Source organism: Williamsia sp. Y721 (genome assembly GCF_059683565.1).
Genome location: NZ_JCASNH010000001.1, coordinates 326,379 through 345,529 on the forward strand (window position 1 = coordinate 326,379; position 19,151 = coordinate 345,529).

A 19,151-nucleotide genomic window follows, 5' to 3' on the forward strand; every position below is an offset into this window, starting at 1 on the left:
CGTGAAACGGGGCGTGGTGGCGCCGGTTTCCCAACTCAGTTGGACGAGTGTGTGATTTTCACAGCTCGTGGAGCTGGACGTGTCCGTCCTGCAGGGCGCGCGCGATGAGAGCTGCCTTGGTGGTGGCCGGACGTCCGATGGCGGCATACTTCAACCGGATCCGGTTGATGTGGGTGCTCACCGTCGCCGATGTGATGAAGAGGGTCGCGGCGACTTCGGACTTGGTGTCCCGCATGGCCCATTCACGAAGAATTTGGATCTCGCGGGCTGTGAGTGCGGGGGCGGGTAAGGGCTCAGAAGTGTTCAATGGCAGCGACATGTTCGGGGGTACTCCTCGGATACCGGACGGAGGCTATCCGGCGGATAACCCTAACCAGGGCGGTGGTGGGGCCGGTAGTCGCCAAAGGATGTGCCACCAGTACTGGGGCCATCGTTGTCTGAGCTAACTAGATCGTCTGTGGCCTGCCCCGGGAGTTGATGTGAGCGAATGTCTTTCGCGATATTGCCCATCGTGTCGATCTCGATCCGGGTGGTTCGGGCCTCGCCGTGTTGATAGATGGTCGCCACATTGGTGCGTCCTGGCGGCATGACCCGGACCCGGACCTCGCCTTCGTCTGCGCTCTGCAAGGCCGCGGCGACTTCGCGCCGAACGGTTGCCCTGATCGATTCGGATGCGCCGAACAGTCCGCCGTCATCGATCAGCATCACCTCGACGCCCCGGGCGCGGGCAGCGCGGGCCGCCGCGGTCGTTTCGGGGCTTGCGAGTGCGGGTGCGCGGAGCTGGTCGCGCAGGTGGGCCTCGAGCAATTCACACGATTGGCGCTCGGCGTCGGTCAACGGCACCCCGGTGGCTATCCGCGCGAGCGCCGGTTGCGCGAGTTCGCCGAGTTCGGCGAGCCGGGTGTGCCGCTCCTGGAGGGCAGCGGCGACGGCGGAGGCTCTCGCTGCGCGCTGCGCTCGGGCAGCGCGCAGCGAGAGGACGGATTCGGTTGTCGACCGGAGCGCGCGGGCGATCAATGTCACCGCCAGAAGTCCCCCTGCGTTGTACAGCGGTATGCGCGCGCCCTCCCAGATGCCCTGGTCGGTCGTGGCGGACCAGAACACATGCACGACGACCGCGACCACGACACTGATCCAGGCGAGGGCATACCGTCCACGGATGCACATGAAGATGTAGATGAGCGTCGCGTATCCCGACACCCACACCTGATTTCCGATGGCCAGCGGTACCGGGACGACGATCAGCAGGATTGCGGCAGCCAGCGGTGGGGCAAGGGCGATCGCGATGGCAGCGCCCAACGGCAATGGATCGTGCGGCACGGTGATCAGGGCGATCGTCGCCGCGGCGATGATCCCGACAACCAGCAGCACCGGCCAGCGGGGGGACACGCCGGCCAGACTCTGAGATGCCCCGAAGCACATCGCGACCACGACGAGTCCGACCATCGCGCAGGTCATCGGGGTGCGTAGGCCCAAGATGTCGCGGACGTCCACGGGGTCGACGAGTTGTTTCGGGTGGGTCATGACCTGATCCATCGCAGCCGAACCCGGGTGCCCTGGCCGGGTGAGGAAACCACTTCGGCACTACCGCCGGTCAGGCCCTCCATCCGTCCATGGATGCTCCCGGACACGCCGAGTCGATCGGGGCGGACATTTTTCAGTTCGAAACCCGCACCGTCGTCGGCCACCTCCACGCACAGCTCGCTTTCGGTGACGAGGACGTCCACCGATCGCGCCGTCCGGGGCCCCGCATGCTGAACGCTGTTGCGAGCCGCTTCGGCCGCGGCTTCTGCGACCGTCCACAACACCGGTCCCGGAAGAGGCTCATCGCGGGCCCGCGATGAGATGTCGGTGCGCACAACGAAGGTTCCGTCGACCTCGGTGACCGTGAGAATGATCTTGCGAACCGCGTCGTCGACCTCGAGCGGTGAAGCGTCGGTCTCGCCGATGGCCTTGAGGGCGTCGAGTTTCGACAGCGTGCTCGTCGCCTGCGACACGAGCTCGGCGGACATCGGATGCCGAGCGGCGCTCAGCAGCGTCGACATCACCCGATCGTGGGTCAACGCGTCGAAACGGGCACGCTCGTCGGCTCGCGCAACTATGGCCGCGGCGTCCGCGGCGGCCAAGGAGGACTGCACCCGGGTTGCATCAAGGACGCGCCCGGATCGAAGCGCGGCAACCGCGATCGCGTAGGGGATCGCGGTCAGACAGATGCTCCAGGCGATGTCGGTGGGTACCGCGGTGTCGTACCTGGGCGTGTGGACGGCATCGTTGACGAATTGGACTGAGACCACCACATAGATCAGATAGGGCAGCGACCACCGCACTCGCCAGACCACGGCGGCGGTGACCGCCGCAAATCCGTTGAACTGGGTGAACCACATTCCGTAGTTGGCGTCGATGAGCTCCCCGTTCCACACCAGCGGCCACGTCGCGATCGCAAGCCCGTAGCCAACGGCCAGCGCCCGTCCTGACCACCGCACCCAGGTGACATCGGGCCGGCGGAACGAGACCGCGAACATCGCGCCTGCGACGCCGTAGATCGCCAGCACCACGGCGATGGTCCACCAGACCGGGACCACATCCGTGGAACGAACGATGGCGCCGAAGAGGAGGGCAAAGCTCAGAAGGTAGGCGACACCGAGATAGCGGCAGAACTGACGAAAGATGTTGTCGGCGGAGCTTCTGGAATCAGACGGCGTCAGCGAGGTAACTGGCTTCCTCAACGGCGGAACAATCTGGGAATCGGCAGCCAGCCGTCTTCCAGTGCGCGCTTGTAGAGGTCGGTTTTGGTCGGGGCGGGCCTGCCGGCGTCGGCGTATTTGCGCCGGATCCTGGAGAGGTAGGCGTTGACGGTCTCGATCGACAGTCCCGTGATCGACGCGACCCTTGCCGCGGGCTCGCCGGAGGCGTACAGCTCGAGTACTTCACGCTGACGGGGGCTGAGATCGACCGATCCCAGGTCGGGGTCGGCGTCGATGGCCGCAGCCCAATCCATGGTGGCAACCGTTTGTCCCTGGGCAGCGAGCCGGATGGCCTCCACCAGCTCTTTGTTGCGGGCAGACTTGCGCATCACACCGGCAACCCCGGCGGAGATGGCCGACCGGACCAGGTCTGGATAGTCCGCGGTGGTGAAGACCAGGACGTTGATGTTGTGGGCATGGAGTTGCTCGGCGTTGACCTGTGGACTGGAACCGTCTTCGAGACGCAGATCGAGTACAACGACATCGAGATCTGTGGACGCGGCCAGCAATTCCCTGACGGTGGCCGCCCCCGCGACAAACGTCATTCCGTCCGCTTCTTCGATGATCGTTTGCAGACCTTTGAGCTGCGACTCGAAATCCTCGACGACACCTATCCTGTAGACGCGCCCTGAATCGCTGATGCTCACCTATCCCCGGACCTTCCCCGGTCCCGTACACAACGGTCTTGTGTAAAGGACCCCTCGTTCATTCCCAGCTTCGGCACGAGACTTTCTTCTGCACAGCTCCCCGGCTGCTACTCGGCCGAAATTCTAGGTGACGGAGTAACTTTACCCATCGCAACCCGGAATGAAACATCGGCCGATGTACTCAGCGGTGGTTGAGGAGCCGGTAGAACAGATTTCTTTGACGATTTGTCTTCATGGACTGCCCTCGCATCACCGCTGCCTGTTCGGCGGTGACGGCTATGCGGATCAAACCGCAACCACCGTCGAATGGCGCAAGGGCTTCGCCGATGACCGCCGAATCATCGCTTGCGTGAGCGGCTCTCATGGCGTGGCCGAACGTGGTGGTGGACGGGACGAGTAGATCGCCGGGGGTGATCGGCCCGCTGCTGTCATCGACTTTGCAATACACCGTCGACGGAGCGACCGCTCTTCGGGTGAGGCTGATGGAAGTCATGTCAACGGCCTTTCAAGTCTGACGAGTGCTTGATGACAGCCTGCTTTGTGTGGGGCGTGCGGGTCTCGGGTAGTCGACTACCCGAATTCCGCGTCCCTCTACCCATAGCGGACGCCGCGGTTATGGGCGCAGGAGTGCGCGCAACGCGGCGCGATCGATCTTGCCCGGACCCCGCCTTGGCAGCTCGTCGACGACGTGTACCTCGCGGGGTACGGCTGTTCGATCAAGTTGTTGGGCAGCAAAGGCTTTCACGGATTCTGGGCTGATCGCAGCGCCCGCGGCGGCGACAACCGCGGCGACCACCTTCTCGCCGAGCCGATCATCGGGTAATCCGAGTACAGCGCACTCGCTGATCGCCGGATCGGCCAGTAGTACCGCCTCGACCACCTGCGGCACGATGGTCAGACCGCCCGTGGTGATCGCCTCGTCTGCCCGGCCGATGATGGTGAGCACGCCATGCTCGTCGACTTGGCCCAGATCGTCGGTTCGGAACCATCCGGCCTCGGCGAACGCCGGGTGGTCGGGTAGTCCGCGGTAGCCGGTCGCGACCATCGGGCCGCGCAGGACGACCCGGCCTGGGGGTGTGCCGTCGATGCGGATCTCGACCCCGCGCAGAGGTGTGCCGTTATAGACGCAACCGCCACAGGTCTCGCTCATGCCGTAGGTCCGGACGATGGGTATGCCGGCCTCGGTTGCCCTGCGACGCAAAGGTGCCGGGGTCGCCGCACCGCCGACGAGTACCGCGTCGACCTTGCTCAGAGCGGCGGTCGCGGCCGGGTGCTCGAGGACCTTCACCAATTGGGTTGGCACCAGCGATGTGTAACGGCGCGTCGACGTCATCGAGGCGATCGCGTCGACCAGTGCGGCGGCGTCGAAGCCGTTCGACACATCCATCGTGACCGGGGCGAATCCGGACCGGATGGATCGGAGGAGCACCTGCAGTCCCGCGATGTGATGCGGGGGCAGGGCCAGCAGCCATCCGCCTTCGCCACCGAGGTATTCGTGGGTGGCGTCGATCGATGCGAGCAGTGACCCCGCGGAATGCATTGCACCCTTGGGTGTTCCGGTGGTGCCGGACGTCGCGACCACCAGTGCGACTTCGGGGTCGATGGGCTCTCCGGCACCCAGTGCGGTGCACAGCCGGGCGGTTTCGGTGGGGTCGGCGGCCGGGACCGGCAGGTAACTCACCGAACCCGCCAGCAGATCGGTCAGCGCTCCGATATCGGGTGTGGCCGACAACGGCAGGGGTCGCAGAACCCGCGGTTCACTCACTGGTTTCGGAGTTGCCGGCCGGATCGGTCAGGGGATTGGGATCGAACGGCCAGCCCTTGGACTCGAGGTGCTTGCGGATACGTTCCACATCGGCTTCGAGGGGCAGGTCGTCGGTGATCTTGGTGATGAGGACCCCGGCGTCGATCGAGGTGATCGGCGTGGGCCGACTATCGGCCATCTGGCCGCTACCGATCAGCTCGCGGGAGACAGACGTGACCTCTTCTTCGGACAGTTGCCTGCGAAGTAGTGCGAACAGGGGTACGTAGTCGCTGGATGGGACACCGTTGGGGTAACCCTCGCGGAGCCAGCTGACAACTCTGGTGAGAAATTGCGGCCGATCCATTTCGCCTCCTTCGCAACTCGAGGCGGTCCCCGGCAGCCTCTTCCAGACTGCCCGGGCTCACCCGATTTTACTGATCTCGATCACCAACACCCGATCTGATCAGCTCTCTACAAACGGAAACAGGTTGATGCCGAAGTAATAGTCGATTGTCCCGCGGGTGATCCACAGGATGCCGACCAGAACGACCGCTGCGATGATCGCGAACAGAACGTATGCGATGCCCTTCAGCAGCGGATTCGATGGCGTCATCGTCCCATCGGTCTGCACTTCACTCGATCCGGCGGCGTAGAGGCGGATACCCACCGCGTAGACGGCAGGCAACCCGGCGCCGAGGACGAGGCCGACAACCAGAACGCGGAGGATCGATTCGAAGGTTCCCATCGCCTCAGACCCCTTCCTTCTGGCTGAACGGTCTGGGGGAGGCGGCCGCATGTGCGTCGTCGATGATCGCCACCGGGATGTTCGCCTGCTTCTGAGCGGTTACGGCCGCATCGTCGGATTCCGCGGCTGCGAGCTCGGCGGGGACGGCACTGCCGGTGGTCTCGTCCCAATCGGCGTTGACGTTGTGGCTGTCGATCTTCTGTTGCTGCGCACGCCAGTACATGTAGCCGCACGCAGCGACGAGAATCGCGAAGATGACGATCGCGCCGGTCGCGCCACCGGTCAGGTTGGCGATCGCGAACGAAACCGCGCCCATCAGTCCGGCCGCGGGAAGAGTGAAGATCCAGGCCGTGGCCATCCGTCCGGCAACCGACCAGCGCACCGAGGCGCCCTTTTTGCCGATGCCGGAGCCGAGGATGGATCCGGTGGCCACCTGCGTGGTCGACAGCGCCATACCGGCGGCACTCGACGTCAGGATGATGGCTGCCGACGATGCCTCGGCCGCCATGCCCTGCGGGGATTCGATTTCGACGAGACCCTTGCCCAGGGTCCGAATGATGCGCCAGCCGCCGAGGTAGGTGCCCAGCGCGATGGCGGCGGCACAGCTGAACACGATCCAGAACGGCAGGCCGTGCTCCACGCTCGAGGCGTCGAGGTGTCCGCCCGCGATCATCGCCATGGCGATGACGCCCATGGTCTTCTGTGCATCGCCGGTGCCGTGGGCCAGCGCGACGAGCGATGCGGTCGCAACCTGGCCGACCCGGAATCCCTGCGCCGTTTTGCTGTCGGCGATCGTCTTGGTGAGCTTGTAGATGAGATAGGTGCCGCTGGCGGCCACGATGCACGCGATGACCGGTGCCAGCAGGCCCGGGATGAGGATCTTCTTGGTCAGACCCTCCCAGTTGACCCCGGACGAGCCGAGCGCGGCGATGCCGGCGCCGATCAAGCCGCCGAACAGTGCGTGTGAAGAGCTGGAGGGAAGTCCGAACAGCCATGTGAAGACGTTCCACAGGATGCCGCCGACGAGGCCGGCGAAGATGATGAGCATGGCCTTCTGGGCGTCGAGGCCACCGATCAGAGCGCCGGTATCGTCGCCGCTGGTCTGCTGGATCTTCAGCACATCTTTGGTGATCGTGGCAGCGACCTCAACCGAGAGGAAGGCGCCGACCAGGTTCAGGATGGCGGCGATTGTCACCGCGGTCTTGGGCTTGAGTGCACCCGTTGCGATGGACGTTGCCATCGCGTTTCCCGTGTCATGAAAGCCGTTGGTGAAGTCGAATCCAAGTGCGGTGATGACGAGCAGCACGAGGATCAACATTTCTGCGCTCATACTGAATATTCTGCGGTCGACGCGGCCGAATTTCCTAAACGGTCATCTGTTCGAAATCTGACTTGACCAGCAGTTAGGTTCGCTCCACACATATGTTCATTCATTGTTCACCTTCGGACCACTCGCGGGGGCGTGACAGAAGCCGGTTCAGGGTGATGTGACACACTTTTCTAAACCTGTCTCGTAGATCTGCGCGGCCCTTGGGAGGACATATATGAAGATCGGCATGGGCATCAACTACTCGGGAGATTTTGCCGAGACGATCAACAATCTCGTCGACTTCGAAAAGGTTGGGCTCGATCGGATCACGGTCCCGGAAGCGTATAGCTTCGACGCGGTCAGTCAGCTCGGTTTCATCGCAGCCAAGACCACGACTTTGGAACTGGCAACCGGCATCTTGCCGATGTACACGCGGACACCAACCAACCTCGCAATGACCGCAGCCGGCCTCGACTACATCTCGAACGGCCGCTTCGTGATGGGCATCGGCGCCTCCGGGCCGCAGGTCATCGAGGGTTTCCACGGTGTGAAGTACGACGCCCCGGTCGGCCGCGCGCGCGAGACAGCCGAGATCTGCCGGATGGTCTGGCGTCGTGAACGGACCGAGTACAGCGGCAAGTACTACAAGCTGCCCTTTTCCAAGGAAGACGGCGGCACCGGACTGGGCAAGCCGCTCAAGATCATCAACCATCCCGTGCGTGAACGGATCCCGATGCTGCTCGCCGCCATCGGTCCCAAGAACGTGGAGCTCGCGGCCGAGATGTTCGAGGAATGGCAGCCCATCTTCCTGCATCCCGAGCACCTGTCCACGGTTTTCGGTGAGTCGCTGGCCAAGGGCAACGCCAAGCGCGATCCGTCACTCGGCAAGCTGGGGGTCTCGGCCACCGTCACCGCGTTGATCACCGACGACAAAGAAGCGCAGAAGAACGCTCTCGAGCTGGTCAAACACCACTCCGCGCTGTACATCGGTGGCATGGGTGCCCGGGGCAAGAACTTCTACAACGACCTCGCCGTTCGCTACGGCTACGCCGACGCCGCAAAGAAGGTCCAGGACCTCTATCTCGACGGAAAGAAGGCCGAAGCGGCCGCGGCGATTCCGGATGAGCTCGCTTCCGGTATGTCGCTCATCGGTTCGGCGAGTTATGTCAAAGAGCGCCTCGCCGCATTCGACGAGGCGGGCCTGAGCATGTTGCTCGTCGGCTCACCGGCCCCGACCCATGAGGCTCGCGTCGACCAGATCCGTCAACTCAAAGAACTCACAAGCTGACCTGGTTGCCGCTCAGTTTTCTCACGCTCGCGAGGTCTGCAGGCCGCGCGAGCGTGAGAACGGTGAGCGACAAGGTCAACGTAGTCCTGCGCGGACCAACGCGTGGCGCAGAATCGCCGGCAGGGTGCCGTTGACGAGGTCGGTCCATACCCATCGGATCACCTCTATCCCCATCCGGCGCAGGCGATCTTCTCGGATCTTCTCGGCGATGACCACGTCGGTGGCAGTCGGACCGGGCTTCATCGATCCACCACCGTATTTCATCAGGCCGTCGAACTCGCCGACGAGCCGTCCGTCCCAGTCGAAGTCGGTGCGGGCGACGAATCTTCCGTCCGCAGAGTAGAAACGGTGCTGCAGGCGGGGCGCGGGAATGTCGGGGCACGCAAGCATCTGGGCGCGACTCCACGACTCGCCGACGCTCTCCGCCAAGGGATTCGCACAGGCGAGAGCGCGCCGGGCGCCTCCGACACCGCGTTTACCGCGTCGGCCGTCGATCAAAGTGGTGAGCCGCTCGCGGTCGGCGTCGAGCCGCAGTGCGCCGTCGAATGCGGCCACACCCTGCGCGAACGTTCCCGCCTGAGCGGTATCGACAGCAGTACGTTCGATTGTGGTAACTGCCAGGCCATCGGCTTCGGTGAGGTCGCCGGGCAGTAATAGTCCCGAGTGCACGTGCCGTCGGGGTTCGATACGTCCTCCACCGTCGCGCCCGTTGGTCAGATGCACTCTGTCGTACGAAGATTGCAGCAACGGCAGGCGATGTAGCAGGGCGGCGGATTGGTGCGAAACAGCCATGGCCTCGCCGCAACTGCGTACCGCGGCGACGACACGCAGGCGTGCCGGCCCGTCCGTCGTGAACCGGTGAACGGTCGATACGTACACACCCGGCCAGATGCGGCGCAGTTGTCCGCTGTGTACTGCGCGCTTGATCTCCTGGTCGCTATGCCCCTGCGCTGTTGCCGTCGAGCGCCAGATCAGCCCATCGTTGTCCTCGGTGAAATCCCCCATGCGATGATCATGGGGATCTGCTTCGACGGCCGCTGGGTGGGTGAGCCCAGTTCCGCTCGACCTGTGGATGAGCCTGGAAGTTGGGGACAACTGACCTTGCTCACTGTTCTCACTCACGCTCGCTCTGCAGGCCGAGCGAGCGTGAGAAAAGCGAGCGGCTACTCGAACTGGGATTTGTACATGACGGCGTAGCGGCCGCCATGATTGAGGAGTTCGGTGTGGGTGCCTTGTTCGGTCACCACACCGTGCTCGACGACGGCAATGCTGTCCGCTTCACGGATGGTTGAGAGTCGATGTGCGACAACGATTGTGGTGGTGCGATCCTGCAGGGTCTCCAATGCGCGGGCGATGAGGAGTTCGGTGCGGGAGTCGACGGCGCTGGTGGCCTCGTCGAGCACCAGGACCCGCGGCGCTGCGATCATGGCGCGGGCGATGGTGATCAGCTGGAGTTGGCCCTCGCTCAGCGTGGCGCCGCCGTCGCCGATGATGGTGTCGTATCCGTCAGGAAGGGTGTCGACGAATTGCGCGACGTGGCTGTCGCGGGCTGCCTGTTCGATGGCGGCGCGGGTGGCGTCGGGGCGTCCGAATGCAATGTTGTCGGCGATGGTTCCGGTGAACACCCAACGGTCCTGGGTGACGATGGCGGACTGGTTTCGAACGAATGACCGGGGCGCCTCCTCGAGCGGGCGGTCATCGAGTTTCACCGACCCGGATGACGGATCATAGAGGCGTAGAACAAGATTGGTGAGGGTGGTCTTTCCCGCTCCGGTCGGTCCCACGATCGCCACTGTGGCGCCGGCGTCGATGTGGAGCGAGAGGCCGTCGATGACGTCGACCGTCCGGTTCTCATCGTCCGATGACTTGCGATACCCGAACCGCACCGTGTCGAAATCGAGTGCCGGAGGTTCGGTATGGCGGCCGACGTGTTCTGGCACCACTTCGTCGATTGCGGGTGCATCCTCGGCGGGTTCTTCGAGCAGCGCCCGAATTCGGCCCAGCGACACCAACCCCGACTGGAGTTGACTCATCATGGCGGTCAGGTCGTTGAGGGGTTGACTGAACATCCGGGAAAACGAGACGAAGGCCTGAACCTGCCCGACATTGAGCGAACCTGCAAGGACCTGGAACGCTCCGACCACTGCGACGGTGAGATAGCTCAGTGTTGTGATCGCCTGCAGCACAGGGAGAATCGAGCCCGAATAGGACTGCGCGCTGCGGGACGATCGCGCCAGCTCGCCGGTGATCCTTTCGAAGTCTTCGCGGGCCCGTTCCTGCGCCCCGTAGACCCGCAGGGTGTGGAGCTGCGCATAGCTCTCGTCGATGTGCGTGGTGAGGTTGGTGGTCGCCTCCCACTGGTCCTGGAAATGGGGCCTGGCCCGTTTCGCGATCAGTACGCCGAACGTGACGATGAGTGGAATGGACGCCAGCACAACCAGGCTCAGCTGCCAAGAGATGATCGGCATCACGACCAGCAACGCGACCATCGTCAGCACTGCCCCCGGCAACTTCACGAACAGAGGGCTGAACACCGATGAGACGTTGTCGATGTCGGCGGTGACCCTGGTCAACATCTGCCCGCGTGCGGCGGTGTCGAAGTAGGCGACCGGCAGCCGATGGATGTGCTGCTCGATGTCGGCCCGCATCCGATTCATCGCACGCTGTGTGATGCTGTTGACCATCGATGCCTGGACCCAATTGCCCAGGGAGCCGACCGCATACACGACGACGAGAACCGCAAGCAGTTTCCACACGGTGTCGAAGGCGATACCCACGCCCGGCACGGCATCGGCACCTTGGACGACATCGGCGTAGTCGCCTCGACCCTCGGAGCGTAGCTGGGCGACGGCTTCGTCGGTGGTCAGACCGTCCGGAAGTGTCATACCGATTGCGCCGGAGAAGATCTGATTGATGATGCCGGCCAGGATCAGCGGGGCGGCGATGAGTGTCACGACATTGGTGAACGCGACCAGACCCACGATGATCAGCTTCGGTCGCTCGTGGGTAAGCCTGGCCAACAACCACTTCAGGTTCATCGCAGTGCCGCCTGTGAGTCGAGGATCTCGCGGTACACCGAGCTCTCCGCGGCCAGTTCGTCGTGGGTCCCTTGGGCATCGATACAACCGTCCGTCAGGACGACGATCGTGTCCGCGCCGCGCGCCGACGACACGCGTTGAGCGGTCAGGATGATGACTGCATCTGCAAGTTCCTGTCGGAGGCGATGTTTCACGATGCTCTCGATCTCGGGGTCCAGTGCAGAGAAGGGGTCGTCGAGCAACAGCAGGCGCGGTCTGGCGACGATGGCCTGTGCGAGCGCCAGACGCTGGCGCTGGCCCCCGGAGTAATTCTTGCCACCGTGCTGCACCCGCTGGTCGAGGCCGTCTTCGTGCGAGAACACGAAGTCGATCGCGCAGGCGACCTCCAGGGCCGACCGTAGTTCGTCGTCGCTCGCCTCTGGATTTCCCAGACGCAGATTCGATTCGAGGGTGCCCGACAGCAGGGTAGGCACCTGGGATACGTAGGAAATGTCTTCATAGAGCTCGGATCGATGGCGCAGACGTACATCGACGCCATCGATCAAGATCTGCCCGGAGGTGACGTCGCTGAACCGGGGGATGAGCCCCAGCAGTGTGCTCTTGCCGTCCCCGGTTCCCCCCAACACTGCGGTGAGGGTGCCCGGGCGGCATTCGAGGTTGATGTCACTCAGAACTGCATGCTGCGCACCGGGGTAGCGAAAGCCGACGTCCTCGAGCTTCACGTGACCCGTCCGTGAGACCGGGACCCGGCCGGCGATCGGATCTTTCACCGACGGCTCGGTGCTGAGCACCTCATGGATTCGGCGTGCGCTCACCTTCGCCTTGGGGAGCAGAGCAACCATGGCGGCGCCGATGGAGAGTCCGATGACGATCTGCGTGAGATACCCGACGAATGCGACGATCCCGCCGACTTGCATCGAATTGTTGTCGACCAGGATGGCTCCGACACCGATCACCGCGGCGGCGCCGATGTTGGCGATCAAGATGATGCTGGGCAACAGCAGGGCCTGCAGCGACCCGATTCTCCACGCGGTCTTCGTCAGATCGGTGTTGGCGGTCGCGAAGCGTGAGGTCTCGAGGTCTTCGCGGCCGAACGACCGGATGACGCGGATGCCGGTGAGCTGCTCGCGGAGCACACGTCCGACCCGATCGACGGAGCGCTGCAACTTCTCGTAGTGCGGGATGAGTTTGCGCACGATGACGATGACGATCGCTGTGAGTACCGCAGCGACGAGCACGATCAGAGGCGCCAGTCGGTAGTTCTCACTCAAGGCCATCACGGTTCCACCGATCACCAGGATCGGGGCGGTGGCGAGGATGGTCATCACGACGAAGACCATCATCTGTAGTTGATTGATGTCGTTGGTGCTGCGGGTGATGAGGGACGGGATGCCGAACCGATGGACATCGGTGTCGGCGAAACTCTGGACCCGCGCGTAGGTCTGGTTGCGGATGTCGCGACCGATGGTGGTCGAGATGTGTGAACCAAGGATTGTCGCCAGGACGGATACGGCGAGGTTGACGAATGCCAGCGCGAGCATGACGCCGCCGATGGCGCGGATCGCGTCCATATCGGCTTGGCCGATCCCGTCGTCGATGAGGCGCCCGCTGAGATTGGGCATCATCAGAGTTGTTCCTGCAGCAGTCACCTGCAAAAGAAGAAGGAGAAAAAGGGGACCGCGGAATGCCCTCACATGCGGCAGCAATACCGTCGTCAGAGCTCTGTCCGATTTTGTCGTCATGGGCACCACACGTCCCGCGGGCCCAGCAGCGCGGGGTAGGGAACTATGCAAGTAAACGCTTATTCGTTGAGGTCATTGAATTCCTTTTCGACGTCTATTCCCACGGCCGGCTCAATACCTTGGATAATGAACCCGGTTAACAATGCCATTCGCGCAGGGATTTGTCACCTTTCGTCAGAAAGGTTGTATTAGCGCCGATCGGCCGTGGTAAAACTCGAATTTCTAGATACTGTCGATCGCACGTCCCTGAGGTCCCATCAGGGCACCTCAGGGACGTGCAATCAAACCTTTCGGGCGGTGACTCTAGGGTGCAGTCGGGTCCGAGCTGGCTGCGCCGAGGAGGCCGCCGACGAAGGCGAGCAGCTGGGCGAACAGGTTCTCGATGTCCTGCGATGAAGCGAGCATGGTTTTCTCCCTTTGTTGTGATTACTTACTGCGACCCGTTGGCTTCGGTAACGATTCTGGAATCCCCGACCAGGCGAGTCGTGATCAGATTGACACATACGGATTGATCGCAGGGACATTTTGGAAAAGCTGCTGAATGAATTCCCAACTGCGCCCGATGAATTCGAATCTCCTTCTTTAGCGGAACAAAACCTTGCTCCCAATTGGATGATCGTCAAGTTCATTGAAAAGCTGTGTGACCGCCGACGTCTGGAGCTCTGAGACACAAAGTCATATTCTGATGGCGAAAACCCCTGGGTCGCAGCATCGGCGAGAACTGAATGCTTCGGCAATTGATTCGTGTCGAGTACTTCTCTCGAATTGTCCATCCGGCAAATAGAATTCGGAATCGCGAACGACGGGCATGGCGGTGTCTGCGGGATGGGCCGCGGTTCGAGCAAGTTGTCGGCTTGGGGTGCTGTCACGGGGGTTCGGCCTGTTCGGCGTCGTGTTGAACCCGTGCCCCTGCTCTGCCCCGTTATCGACTCGAGATCATCTGTCCGAAATGTGTGGTTTCGGGAGGCGACCGTCCGGATCCAGTTCCCGACACGTTGTTCGCCGGCCATGTGCAGATTTTCCCCTGCCAAATCGCTGCGGCCTGCTCTTGCGGTTGAACGGCGGTGTCAGTCGATCCGATTGAATTCTTGATGGAGAGTCGATGAGGAGCTGGACAAGCTGCCACGCGGCGGTAATCCCATGCCGGCAAACGGAATATCGCTGCGAATTGGTTGGAGGTCATCGACGGGTCGGTCTCGCCGATATCGACGGGTCTCGAAATCCTCCGTGCGGAGTTTGGTCGTTGGGAGCACTCACGGTGATGGGCCCAGAGCTGGCCACCGCCCTGCCGAAAAGCCAAACCCCCCGGGGTCCCCAATGGGAACCCGGGGGGCGGATCAGCTTGTGTTACTTATCTATTCGGCGGGAGGTGTCTCGCCACCGCCACCGAGGAGCCCCCCGATGATCGCGATGATTGCGCCGAGTCCGATTTCGGATGACAGGTCTGTCGATGCCATATGCTTTCTACCTTTCGTAGACTTCATTTGGTTGAACACGACTCGTCGAAGGGGGCTCGAGTTTTGAACTCCCCGACCAACTTGAGCCAACTTCACACTGCCAACGAATTTTGGATATGTCACGTGTTTTCCGTGGCTAATTTTTGAATTGTTTTGGAATATCGCATTGAGCTGGAATTAATATGGAAAATTAGTATTTGATTTGTGTCCGCAAATGTCGCGACTGGGCGGTTGGTGAGGCGCGGGTGACACCGTTCGGACGACGAGTGCATGGAGAGATTGCGATAGCAAATAGTGCAGGTCGTACGCTGCCGGACCGGCGCGCCGAACGGCTGGTTCGGCCGTCCCGGGGCCTGGTGTTCTTGTTTTACTTTCCCGCTCGGCCGATTTCCGGCTAATGTCGCCTCGTGACCCGAATGAGTACAGGAAAGACCCGCCGGTATGCGCGCGTAGCGCTGACCGCGGCAGTGACCTCGGTGATGGCTGCCACCACACTGCTGGTGACGTCGCCGGCCACCGCTGAAGACCTGCCGCAGATCGGTATCGAATCGCCCGGTGGATCGAAGCTGGTGGGTGTGACCCCGACCGGCCCCAAGAATCTTGATCTACTCGTCTATTCGGCGTCGATGGACAGGAACATTCCGATCTCGGTCATCTTGCCGAAGGATCGGTCGGTGCCGCGGCCCACGCTGTACTTGATGAACGGCGCCGGTGGCGGTGAGGATTCTGCGACCTGGCAGGCCAGGACCGACATCAACGGGTTCTTTGCCGACAAGAACGTCAACGTGGTGACACCGAACGCGGGTGCTTTCAGTTACTACACCGACTGGCAGCAGGATGACCCGGTGCTCGGCCGCAACAAGTGGTCGACGTTCTTGGGCAACGAATTGCCGCCGATCATCAATGAAGCTCTCAAAACCTCGGGCCTCAACTCCATTGCCGGTATCTCGTCGTCCGCGACCTCGGTGCTGAACCTGGCGATCGAGCATCCGGGACTCTACAAGTCGGTCGGCTCGTACAGCGGCTGTGCGTCGACGTCGAGTGATCTCGGCCAGATGTACATCCGGATCACGGTCGATGCACGCGGCGGCGGCGACCCGACCAACATGTGGGGGCCGCTCGACGGACCGGGCTGGGCGGCCAACGACCCCATCCTCAACGCTGAGAAACTTCGCGGTGTGAAGCTCTACATCTCGAACGGCACCGGCCTGCCCGGAAAGTACGAGACCTTGGCGCGGGCCGATGGTGATCCGTCGACCTTGGCGGACCAGGTCATCGTCGGTGGTGGCATCGAAGCCGCGACCGGTGTGTGCACCGCGATGCTGGTTGATCGTCTGAACCAGCTGAAGATCCCGGCCACCTACGACTTCCCGCTGACCGGAACCCACTCGTGGGGCTACTGGGAAGACCAGCTGGATCTCTCATGGCCGACGCTGGCAGGCCCGATCGGCGCCTGACCCCACTCGGCAACACAAAAAAGGCCCCACCATCCGGTGGGGCCTTTTTGTTGGGTCCTAGTAGTAGAACGGATAGTCGTCCCAGTTCGGATCGCGCTTCTCCAGGAAGGCATCTCGGCCTTCGACGGCCTCGTCGGTCATGTAAGCCAGCCGGGTGGCCTCGCCTGCGAAGACCTGTTGTCCCATCAAACCGTCATCGGTGAGGTTGAACGCGAACTTCAGCATGCGCTGGGCGGTGGGGGATTTCCCGTTGATGGTCTTGCCCCATTCGATGGCCGTCGCCTCGAGTTCGGCGTGATCGACCACTTCGTTGACGGCACCCATCCGCTGCATCGATTCAGCGTCGTAGGCGCGGCCGAGGAAGAAGATCTCGCGGGCGTTCTTCTGACCGACCTGCTTCGCGAGGTAGGCGCTGCCGTATCCGGCGTCGAATGAACCCACATCGGCGTCGGTCTGCTTGAAACGGGCGTGTTGGCGCGAGGCCAGGGTGAGGTCGCAGACAACGTGCAGCGAGTGGCCACCTCCGGCTGCCCAGCCGTTGACAAGCGCGATCACCACTTTGGGCATGGTCCGGATCAGGCGCTGCACCTCGAGGATGTGCAGCCGGCCGCCCTCGGCCTTGACCCGGGCCGAATCGACGGTGTCGGAGGTGTCGCCGCCCGCGTACTGGTAGCCCGACCGGCCACGGATGCGCTGGTCGCCGCCACTGCAAAACGCCCAGCCGCCATCCTTTTCGCTCGGGCCGTTGCCGGTAAGCAGGACCACTCCCACGTCGGGGCTCCGACGCGCGTGATCGAGGACGCGATAGAGCTCATCGACAGAGTGGGGGCGAAAGGCGTTGCGCACCTCGGGGCGATCGAATGCGATCCGCACGATGCCATGTGCGCGACCCTCGCCGACGTGACGGTGATAGGTGATGTCGGTGAGGTTGTCGAAACCTTCAACCGATTTCCACTGCGTTGGATCAAAGGGCTGATCTGTTGAGGCGCTCATGGGTTCTGAGCGTAGTGGCAGAATTTCACACCCTGGTCAGGAGGTCTGCTCGAGCTCTCCCGGACCTTTGGCGCGTTTGGCCCGGTAGAGGTCGGCGTCGGCCTCGGCAAGCAATTGGGCGATGGTGACGGTCGCGGCAGGTCCGAAGGCGGCGCCGAAACTGGTGTCGATGTGTTGTGAGCGGATCCGGGTGAGCACGTCATCGGATCGTGCGCCGGACGTGCCTTCTATGCAGATCGCGAACTCGTCGCCGCCGAGTCGGGCGAAGACGGCATCTTCGGGAATCGACGACCGTAGCTGTCGGGCGAAGTCGATCAGGTGTTGGTCTCCTGCCTGATGCCCGAACGCGTCGTTGATGGCTTTGAAGTTGTCCACGTCGAGCGCGGCGATGCTCAGTGTCGTCTGTGCCGAACGTGCGCGAGCGAGTTGGTGGGCGGTCGCAATCTCCCAGCCGGCCCGATTCGGCAGTCCGGTCAGTGGGTCGGTGCAGGCAATGGTGACGAGTGCGCGCGTCACCAGCCCGAACGATTCGGCCGCGCCCACTATGGCGAGCACAAATGCGAAGTAGGTGAGGGGTGAGGCCGATACCGACACCGCCAGCGCGAGCACGGTTGATGCGGTCAGGATGGCAATGAGTACGCGTGCGAGGGCGAGTCGCAAGAACGCGATCATGTACATCGACAAGAACATGGCCGCCACCAGACAGACGAACGGGGCGCCGGCGAGCACGTGGAACGCGATCACTGCAGGGGTTGCGATCATCGCGGCGACGATTGCCGGAAGCAGATTGGCCGGCCGGCGCCGCAGATAGATCAAACCGAATACGCCCATGATCACCGCGACGATGGCTCCCGCGGGGTTGGCGACCTCGACTCTCCTGATCGGCACCGGGAACAGGATGGCGAGAAGGCCGATGGTGTACAGGAATGTCGTTGCTGCCAAATAGATGCGAAGGGCCCGCAGCTGTAACTGCCGCACAATCTGGGTCGTGGTGCCGGATACCAGGCTGAATCGGTTCACGCCGTACTCATGCTCCTCGGATCGGGCTGGGTTCGACGCCGATATCAGTAGTATCGCTCAGTAACTGAGTACGTGCTGCGCAAAGGTCATTCGTTGTCCCGACGGGGATCCGGAACGGCACGGAATTCGCGCGTCGCCTGATCGAATCGGTGCCACGTCGCGCGAGTTCGACCCCGGTCGATACTGTCGTAGCCATGACCCAGGGAAACCCACTCGAAGAGACCGCCGTGACCTTTGGGAACGACGCCCCTCTGGAAGAGCGTCATGAGGGTGGATTTCGCCCGAAGTTCGACCTCGACCTGACCCGCGGTGGTCCGCGATATGGGGAGTTCATCGAGCAGGTTCGTACGTTCATGGACCGGGTGAAAGCGGCTTGTCCGCCTGACGATCTCGTCGATGAGCTGATCGACGAACTGAAGGTGATGAACGACCGGCTGGACGCCGTGGCCATTGACGAGTGGCGTGCACCTTCGGGTGGGCGCATCGATCTGCCGGCGCGGGGCAACATCACGCTGCCGCCCTATGAGGTCGATGAGGCCACGGCCGAGAACGTGAGAGCGCGGGTCACGTTCCGGCGCTATCACCTCGGTGGGAACAATGCTGCCCACGGTGGCCAGGTCGCGGTGGCCTTTGACGATCTATTGGGTATGTCCGGCGCGCTCGGATCCGGTGGGATCACCCGGACCGCATATCTGACGGTGAGCTACCGCGCCATCACCCCGCTGGGGAAAGAGCTCGTGATGAGGTCGTGGGTCGACCGCATCGAAGGGCGGAAGGTGTTCCTCAAGGGCAGCCTTCACGACGGCGACACCCTGTGCGCCGAGGCCGACGGACTGTTCATCAAACTCAACCCCGGTCAGCCGTAACCCGTTGGTGTGGCTTGTTTGGGTGACATGTGGTCGGGTTGATCGCGACCGGTAGTCCAAACAGATTCAGTTTCTTTTTCAGGTTCTTCTCGCACGTGAAT

17 protein-coding genes are annotated in these 19,151 nt (G+C 62.7%); 3 read left to right on the forward strand and 14 right to left on the reverse strand.

Annotated elements, in window-relative coordinates:
• Positions 1-58 precede the first annotated feature (58 nt).
• The 9 genes from AC56PL_RS01520 to AC56PL_RS01560 form a co-directional block, all read right to left on the reverse strand.
• Positions 59-319: a LuxR C-terminal-related transcriptional regulator gene (locus AC56PL_RS01520; protein ID WP_495514667.1), complete on the reverse strand. Its 261-nt coding sequence runs from the start codon at positions 317-319 to the stop codon at positions 59-61.
• A 50-nt stretch (positions 320-369) separates the two neighbouring features.
• A complete protein-coding gene (locus tag AC56PL_RS01525; RefSeq protein ID WP_497152819.1) occupies positions 370-1,524 on the reverse strand; it encodes a DUF8320 family protein in 1,155 nt (384 codons plus the stop codon).
• A complete protein-coding gene (locus tag AC56PL_RS01530; protein ID WP_497152820.1) occupies positions 1,521-2,726 on the reverse strand; it encodes a sensor histidine kinase in 1,206 nt (401 codons plus the stop codon). The genes AC56PL_RS01525 and AC56PL_RS01530 overlap by 4 nt, the downstream gene beginning before the upstream one ends.
• Positions 2,723-3,385, reverse strand: coding sequence for a response regulator (locus AC56PL_RS01535; RefSeq protein ID WP_495516007.1), 663 nt, complete (start codon positions 3,383-3,385; stop codon positions 2,723-2,725). The genes AC56PL_RS01530 and AC56PL_RS01535 overlap by 4 nt, the downstream gene beginning before the upstream one ends.
• 187 nt (positions 3,386-3,572) lie before the next feature.
• Positions 3,573-3,884, reverse strand: coding sequence for a hypothetical protein (locus AC56PL_RS01540; RefSeq protein ID WP_495514670.1), 312 nt, complete (start codon positions 3,882-3,884; stop codon positions 3,573-3,575).
• Between the two features lie 120 nt (positions 3,885-4,004).
• Positions 4,005-5,123 carry an o-succinylbenzoate--CoA ligase gene (gene menE, locus AC56PL_RS01545; RefSeq protein ID WP_497153545.1) on the reverse strand — a complete coding sequence of 373 codons (1,119 nt, stop codon included), beginning with the start codon at positions 5,121-5,123 and terminating at the stop codon, positions 4,005-4,007.
• Between the two features lie 25 nt (positions 5,124-5,148).
• Complete coding sequence (locus AC56PL_RS01550) at positions 5,149-5,499, reverse strand: DUF3349 domain-containing protein (RefSeq protein ID WP_497152821.1); 351 nt, start codon at positions 5,497-5,499, stop codon at positions 5,149-5,151.
• Between the two features lie 99 nt (positions 5,500-5,598).
• Complete coding sequence (locus tag AC56PL_RS01555) at positions 5,599-5,880, reverse strand: hypothetical protein (protein WP_495514672.1); 282 nt, start codon at positions 5,878-5,880, stop codon at positions 5,599-5,601.
• A gap of 4 nt (positions 5,881-5,884) precedes the next feature.
• Complete coding sequence (locus AC56PL_RS01560; RefSeq protein ID WP_495514673.1) at positions 5,885-7,210, reverse strand: inorganic phosphate transporter; 1,326 nt, start codon at positions 7,208-7,210, stop codon at positions 5,885-5,887.
• A gap of 214 nt (positions 7,211-7,424) precedes the next feature.
• On the opposite strand from AC56PL_RS01560, the gene AC56PL_RS01565 reads away from it, so the two are divergent.
• The gene (locus tag AC56PL_RS01565; RefSeq protein WP_497152822.1) at positions 7,425-8,477 is read left to right on the forward strand and encodes an LLM class F420-dependent oxidoreductase; all 1,053 of its coding nucleotides are present in this window, start codon (positions 7,425-7,427) and stop codon (positions 8,475-8,477) included.
• Between the two features lie 75 nt (positions 8,478-8,552).
• Here AC56PL_RS01565 and AC56PL_RS01570 read toward each other — a convergent pair whose 3' ends face one another.
• From AC56PL_RS01570 to AC56PL_RS01580, 3 genes are all read right to left on the reverse strand, one after another.
• On the reverse strand, positions 8,553-9,482 hold the full coding sequence (locus AC56PL_RS01570; RefSeq protein WP_497152823.1) for a hypothetical protein: 930 nt from the start codon (positions 9,480-9,482) through the stop codon (positions 8,553-8,555).
• Positions 9,483-9,640: 158 nt separating this feature from the next.
• Positions 9,641-11,515, reverse strand: a complete 1,875-nt coding sequence (locus AC56PL_RS01575; RefSeq protein WP_497152824.1) for an ABC transporter ATP-binding protein — start codon at positions 11,513-11,515, stop codon at positions 9,641-9,643.
• Positions 11,512-13,257 carry an ABC transporter ATP-binding protein gene (locus AC56PL_RS01580; protein WP_497152825.1) on the reverse strand — a complete coding sequence of 582 codons (1,746 nt, stop codon included), beginning with the start codon at positions 13,255-13,257 and terminating at the stop codon, positions 11,512-11,514. The genes AC56PL_RS01575 and AC56PL_RS01580 overlap by 4 nt, the downstream gene beginning before the upstream one ends.
• 1,873 nt (positions 13,258-15,130) lie before the next feature.
• Between AC56PL_RS01580 and AC56PL_RS01585 the strand changes: the two genes are divergently transcribed.
• A complete protein-coding gene (locus AC56PL_RS01585; RefSeq protein WP_495514678.1) occupies positions 15,131-16,171 on the forward strand; it encodes an alpha/beta hydrolase-fold protein in 1,041 nt (346 codons plus the stop codon).
• Between the two features lie 57 nt (positions 16,172-16,228).
• On the opposite strand, the gene AC56PL_RS01590 is transcribed toward AC56PL_RS01585, so the two are convergent.
• A complete protein-coding gene (locus AC56PL_RS01590) occupies positions 16,229-17,164 on the reverse strand; it encodes a 1,4-dihydroxy-2-naphthoyl-CoA synthase (protein ID WP_495514679.1) in 936 nt (311 codons plus the stop codon).
• Positions 17,165-17,200: 36 nt separating this feature from the next.
• Positions 17,201-18,184 (reverse strand): diguanylate cyclase domain-containing protein, encoded by a 984-nt coding sequence (locus AC56PL_RS01595; protein WP_495514680.1) that lies wholly within the window; start codon positions 18,182-18,184, stop codon positions 17,201-17,203.
• Positions 18,185-18,378: 194 nt separating this feature from the next.
• Here AC56PL_RS01595 and AC56PL_RS01600 point away from each other — a divergent pair, with 194 nt between their 5' ends.
• Positions 18,379-19,050, forward strand: a complete 672-nt coding sequence (locus AC56PL_RS01600) for a hotdog domain-containing protein (protein WP_495514681.1) — start codon at positions 18,379-18,381, stop codon at positions 19,048-19,050.
• Positions 19,051-19,151: the final 101 nt, after the last annotated feature.

Bases quoted from the DNA above. Each gene is read 5' to 3' on its own strand.
- AC56PL_RS01520 (WP_495514667.1), bottom strand. From the start codon at position 319: ATGTCGCTGCCATTGAACACTTCTGAGCCCTTACCCGCCCCCGCACTC.
- AC56PL_RS01525 (WP_497152819.1), bottom strand. From the start codon at position 1,524: ATGACCCACCCGAAACAACTCGTCGACCCCGTGGACGTCCGCGACATC.
- AC56PL_RS01540 (WP_495514670.1), bottom strand. From the start codon at position 3,884: ATGACTTCCATCAGCCTCACCCGAAGAGCGGTCGCTCCGTCGACGGTG.
- AC56PL_RS01550 (WP_497152821.1), bottom strand. From the start codon at position 5,499: ATGGATCGGCCGCAATTTCTCACCAGAGTTGTCAGCTGGCTCCGCGAG.
- AC56PL_RS01555 (WP_495514672.1), bottom strand. From the start codon at position 5,880: ATGGGAACCTTCGAATCGATCCTCCGCGTTCTGGTTGTCGGCCTCGTC.
- AC56PL_RS01560 (WP_495514673.1), bottom strand. From the start codon at position 7,210: ATGAGCGCAGAAATGTTGATCCTCGTGCTGCTCGTCATCACCGCACTT.
- AC56PL_RS01565 (WP_497152822.1), top strand. From the start codon at position 7,425: ATGAAGATCGGCATGGGCATCAACTACTCGGGAGATTTTGCCGAGACG.
- AC56PL_RS01570 (WP_497152823.1), bottom strand. From the start codon at position 9,482: ATGGGGGATTTCACCGAGGACAACGATGGGCTGATCTGGCGCTCGACG.
- AC56PL_RS01575 (WP_497152824.1), bottom strand. From the start codon at position 11,515: ATGAACCTGAAGTGGTTGTTGGCCAGGCTTACCCACGAGCGACCGAAG.
- AC56PL_RS01580 (WP_497152825.1), bottom strand. From the start codon at position 13,257: ATGACGACAAAATCGGACAGAGCTCTGACGACGGTATTGCTGCCGCAT.
- AC56PL_RS01585 (WP_495514678.1), top strand. From the start codon at position 15,131: ATGAGTACAGGAAAGACCCGCCGGTATGCGCGCGTAGCGCTGACCGCG.
- AC56PL_RS01590 (WP_495514679.1), bottom strand. From the start codon at position 17,164: ATGAGCGCCTCAACAGATCAGCCCTTTGATCCAACGCAGTGGAAATCG.
- AC56PL_RS01600 (WP_495514681.1), top strand. From the start codon at position 18,379: ATGACCCAGGGAAACCCACTCGAAGAGACCGCCGTGACCTTTGGGAAC.